The organism is Mesorhizobium sp. M1A.F.Ca.IN.020.03.2.1 (assembly GCF_004023205.1).
GTDB lineage: Bacteria > Pseudomonadota > Alphaproteobacteria > Rhizobiales > Rhizobiaceae > Mesorhizobium.
In genome coordinates this window covers 1-4,654 of the sequence record NZ_RZSV01000331.1, presented here as the reverse complement: position 1 = coordinate 4,654, position 4,654 = coordinate 1, and the positions used below count along the sequence as shown (strand labels likewise).

Genomic DNA, 4,654 nt, shown 5'->3' with positions numbered 1-4,654 from the left:
CTTCTGGCCGGCGCGGTCGAGGATGACGTCGACCACCGGCTTGCCGGTCTTGGGATCGTCGGCTGCGAGAACCTTGGCGGTGATCTCGATGAGGTATGAGTTGAGCCTACCCTTGTTCCAGCCGTCGAAGACCTTGCCGATCTCCTTCGGGCCCATGCCCAAGCCGTCGCGCAGGATGCCGTAGATCTCGGCGATCATCTGCATGTCGGCATATTCGATGCCGTTGTGGATGGTTTTGACGAAATGGCCGGCGCCGTCGGTGCCGAGCCAGGCGGCGCAAGGCTCGTCCTTGAACTTGGCGGAGATCGCCGTCAGCACTTTTTCGACGCGCTTCCAGGAGTCTTCCGTGCCCCCGACCATGATTGACGGCCCGTGGCGCGCGCCCTCCTCGCCGCCCGACACGCCCATGCCGATGAAGGTCAGATCTGAGCCCGACAGCTCGGAGAAGCGCCGCATCGTGTCGCGGAAATTGGCGTTCCCGGCATCGATGACGATGTCGTTGTCGGAGAGCACCCCGCGCAAAGCCTCGATCTGCTCGTCGACCGGCTTGCCGGCCAGCACCATGATGATAATCGGCCGAGGCGGCCGGATCGCTGCGGCGAGTTCCTCCAGGCTGTAGCAGGGCACGACCACGTCCTTCAGCGGACCGGCGTTTTCGACAAAGGCGTCGGTGCGCGCCGGCGTGCGGTTGAAGACGGCGATGCGGTGCCCGTGCTCGGCGATGTTGAGTGCCAAGTTGGAGCCCATCGTACCAAGGCCGATCAGGCCGATTTCGGCTTTTTCCATCGTTTCTTCCCTGCTTTCGAACTTTTGTTGAAGCCGCGTTTTGGACGGATGATTGACGGGCCTTCGCGACGGCGTCAACCGCCTCGCCGAATTGTGTCGCGGCCCAGGTCAGTCGGCTCTGATATCAATTGGCGCTTCAATCTTCACCATCTCGAAATCGGAGACCAGGATGTCGAGCCGAGCGTTCCAGCGGCCGGGCAGCGGGATGACGAGATCGTCGACGCGCCAGGTGCCGTCGCCGCGTTTCGTCGCCGGCCGCTTGATCGGCTCGATGCCGGAGTCCGGCTTCGACAGCACCAGGGTCACCTGCTTGGCATCCATCGGGCCGAAATCGCCGGTCATGATCACCATCGAGGCGGCAACCTGGCCGGCATGGCCGGGCGTGATGCTGAGATCGGCCATCCCCTGCAGGGTGTGGATGTGGATCGAGGCCGGCTGCGCTGCGGCGATCGCCAGCGCGCGTGGCGGCGGCGTGAAGCGCCAGCCGGCGGCGACGCCGAAGATGGCAAGCACGATCAGCGTCTCGATGCCGATCGAACGCACCAGCCGCCGCTGCACTTCCGTGTCGCCCGTTTCGGCCGGCGCGGTCAGCGTCCATCGGTTCACGGAGGCAAGGGTGAACAGGAACAAAAGCAGGGCCAGTTTCAGCAGCAGCAGGCGGCCATAGGCGGTGTTGATCAGCGCTGCCGGTTCGCGCACTTGGATGATCGCCAGCACGATGCCGCTTATCGCAAGCACGGCAACCACGGGCAGGATCGCGCGCGAAAACCGGCGCAAGAAGATTTTGGCCTTCGCCGGCTGACAACGCAACGCAAGGCCGAGCGGTGCGAGCGCGCCGCTCCAGAAGGCGATGGCTGTGCCATGCAGGAAAACCAGCGGCCGCGTCAGCCATTGCGGCTCGGCGGCACTGGCGTGGCCGCTTGCCGCAAGCGCCGTGCCCACACCGACGAGCCCGGCGAGCGCAAGCAGCTTGCCAAGAGCGCGCGGTCCGGCGAGGGACAGCAAGGCAAGGCCGAGTGCAATCAGGGCGGCAAGCACCGTCCAGCCGAATCTGGTGGCAAGCGCGGTCTCCCACACGATGGGCGCCGCAAACCGGGCGAGCGGCGCGCCGAGCGCGTCCAACCCCTGAAATCCGAGCGAGAACGGGGCGGCGGCCAGTCCGCACAGAAGAGCGCCGATAACGAAACCCTGGCCCCAGCGACAGTCTCCCGCGAGCCAGGCGAGCGCGAAGGCGCCGCCGGCGCCGAGGAACAGCCCGGCATAGAGAAGGAGCTTACCCATCCAGATTGCCGTGCGCAGCGACAAATCGACGGCTTCGCCCGCTACCGGCGCAGCACTTGGCGCGCCGACGGAAAACAGCGCCGAGCCGCCGACCGGATGGCCGTCGACCGAAATCACCCGCCAGCTCAGCACATGCGTGCCGGATTTGAGCGTCTCCGGATTATCGATCTCGACGGTCTGATCGTTGAGCCGGAAGGAGGTCAGCGAAAGTTGCGTGCCGTCCGGCCGCACCAGAGTGAGCACCAGGGGCGAAACCGGCTCGCTGAAGGTCAGCGAGAATCGCGCGGGACTCTGCGACAGCACCGCGCCATCGGGCGGATCGGCCGCGACCAAGGCCGCATGCGCGAGGGCGCGGCCGGGTAGCACCAGCAGCAGCACGAGTACGAAAGCCGCGAACAGGCCGCTGGCGACTGGCCCGATGCGCATGCCCTTCAGGCGGATTGGGAAAGTTGCTGCGTTCATGCGGTCTTTCGAGAAGGGACGGCGCGCCCGAATGGGACGCGCCATCGAGAGATCATTTCTTCGGCAGCAATTTGATGCCGGGCGCCGGATTTTCCAGTGCATCCTCATCCTGTCCTGCCGCCGGAATCTCGATCCAGCGATCGGCGGCATCGCCGCATTCCTGGACCACTGGGAAATAGAGCATCTGGCCGGCCGGAAGATCGGCGGCGAGCGAAGCACGGAAAATGAACTCGTCATAGAATTCGTCCGGCAGGTTGCCGCCGCTCCAGTCGACTTCCTTGACGCCGGTGGTCAGCGTCTCGCCATGGAGCTGGTAGGATTTCTCGTATCGGCCTTTCTTGGTCTGCAGCGTCCAGCCGGGCTTTGGCATCGGCTTGACCGAAATGACGCCTTCCGGAATCTGCACGCGCACCGCGGTCGTCGCCTTGCCCTCGCAGCCATGCGGCACGCGCAGGACGGCCTTATAGGTCGAGCCGACGGCCGCTTCCTGGGTTTCGAGCGTGATGTGCGCAAGCGCGGCGTTTGTTCCGAGCGCCAGAACCGCGCCCACCGCCAAAAGATACTTCTTCATGAATTGTCCCTCTAATTTCGAAATGATCACTCGGCGTGATCGTCCATGCTGCCCATCTCGCCCATGCCCTCGACGGCGAACTCGACTTTGACGCTGCCGGCCTTCTCGAAGGTCAGCGTGGCAGGGAATTTCTCGCCCTGCTTGGGCTGTCGCTTCAGGCCGATGAACATCAGGTGATAGCCACCCGGCTTCAGTGCGACCTTGCCGCCGGCCGGGATCACGAGCCCGCCGCTCACCGGCCGCATAGTCATGACGCCGTCCTTGACACTCATCTCATGCAATTCGGCCTTGTCGGAGATGTCGGAGGAAATCGACAGCAGCCGGTCGGGCGAGCCGCCCTTGTTGGTGACGGTGAAATAGCCGCCGGCCACCTTGGCGCCGGGCGGCGTTGCGCGGGACCACGGGTGCCCGACTTCCAGGTCACCGGCCTTGAATTCATGCGCCTGGGCGCCGGGAACGCACGCGAACAGGAAAAGAGCGAACACGGCAAGGCCGAGCCGTTCGAAACCGCGCGGACGAGCTTGCGCTCGCGATGCGGGAAGAAGATTGGACATGGTTGCTCCATGAGTATGGGATCGCGCCGTGATCCGGCCGCGAGCAGTCTGATCTTGGATGAATGCGCCCGCGAAAGGTTTCGCGGGTTTTTGTCAGACTGCGGCCGGCGGCGCGCGCGGATTGGCCGGAGAGCGGTCGCGGGCAAAATCGAGATGCCGGAAGGCCGGAGGCGGGAAAGCGACCGCGTCGAACACCAGCACCCTGGCGGGCGCGCCGGTATCCGGCGGCGGCAGATGCGCCGGCGAAACCGTGCTGCAGCCAGCCAAGCAGCAAGCCGGCATATGCTGCCGGTGCGGATCGCCGCCCGGAAGCTTGACCGCCCCGTCATGCGTGCAGATGACGTTGCCGAAGGCATCAAGCTTTGAAGGCGCGCCAAAGGCGAAGGCGCCAAGTGCCGACTGAAGCAACAGCAGCAGCGCCGCGACGAACGCGGCCGGCATGCTCCATCGTCTCAGCCGGATATCCAAAAGACCTGCCTCTTTCCAGCAATTCGACCGACCCTAGCATGGGGCCGGCGGCCGGAAAATCGGCAAAACCGGGCTGCGGCAACGCGGCGCGACGCGCCTGATCAGGCGGGCTGCACCTGCCGTCCTTCCGGAATGGAGCTCAACAGCGTCTGGCGGGCCGACTTCAGGTGCTTGCGGCAGGCGGCGTCCACTTTGGCGGGATCGCGCGATTTCAGCGCCGCGATATAGGCGAGATGCTCCTGGACCGCGACCTCGTTGCGCTCGCGTTCCTGCGCCTTGTTCCATTGGTAGTGGTAGTGGAAGATCATCGCGATCACATCGTAGAAATCGACGATGAAGCGATTGTGCGAGGCGCGGTGGATCAGCCGGTGGAAGCGCTCATCGAGCTCGGAGAATTCGTTGAAGCGCGTCGCGATCTCGCTCGCCAATTGGCGATGTTCGATCTCCAGCCGGTCGAGATCGGCCCAGACCGCGCTATCCTCCGGCAGCGCGACGAAGGCAGCCGCCGAACGCAGCTCGAACATCTCGCGGA

At 64.9% G+C, this 4,654-nt stretch carries 6 protein-coding genes; all 6 read right to left on the bottom strand.

The features are described from left to right. On the bottom strand, window positions 1-786 hold a 786-nt coding region (locus EOA79_RS29835), incomplete at its 3' end, for an NAD(P)-binding domain-containing protein (RefSeq protein ID WP_164894006.1). A 108-nt stretch (window positions 787-894) separates the two neighbouring features. Beyond that, window positions 895-2,529, bottom strand: coding sequence for a CopD family protein (locus EOA79_RS29830; RefSeq protein WP_127335162.1), 1,635 nt, complete (start codon window positions 2,527-2,529; stop codon window positions 895-897). 52 nt (window positions 2,530-2,581) lie between these two features. Beyond that, entirely contained in the window at window positions 2,582-3,100 is a 519-nt protein-coding gene (locus EOA79_RS29825) for a YcnI family protein (protein WP_095800591.1), read from the bottom strand. A gap of 26 nt (window positions 3,101-3,126) precedes the next feature. Further along, window positions 3,127-3,654, bottom strand: coding sequence for a copper chaperone PCu(A)C (locus tag EOA79_RS29820; protein WP_095823521.1), 528 nt, complete (start codon window positions 3,652-3,654; stop codon window positions 3,127-3,129). Between the two features lie 93 nt (window positions 3,655-3,747). Beyond that, window positions 3,748-4,095, bottom strand: a complete 348-nt coding sequence (locus tag EOA79_RS29815; RefSeq protein WP_095823522.1) for a hypothetical protein — start codon at window positions 4,093-4,095, stop codon at window positions 3,748-3,750. Between the two features lie 128 nt (window positions 4,096-4,223). Then, the coding region (locus tag EOA79_RS29810) for a GntR family transcriptional regulator (RefSeq protein ID WP_164894005.1) at window positions 4,224-4,654 on the bottom strand (431 nt) is incomplete at its 5' end.

Coding starts and splice junctions, on each gene's coding strand:
- EOA79_RS29815 (WP_095823522.1), bottom strand. CDS start 4,095: ATGCCGGCCGCGTTCGTCGCGGCGCTGCTGCTGTTGCTTCAGTCGGCA.
- EOA79_RS29830 (WP_127335162.1), bottom strand. CDS start 2,529: ATGAACGCAGCAACTTTCCCAATCCGCCTGAAGGGCATGCGCATCGGG.
- EOA79_RS29825 (WP_095800591.1), bottom strand. CDS start 3,100: ATGAAGAAGTATCTTTTGGCGGTGGGCGCGGTTCTGGCGCTCGGAACA.
- EOA79_RS29820 (WP_095823521.1), bottom strand. CDS start 3,654: ATGTCCAATCTTCTTCCCGCATCGCGAGCGCAAGCTCGTCCGCGCGGT.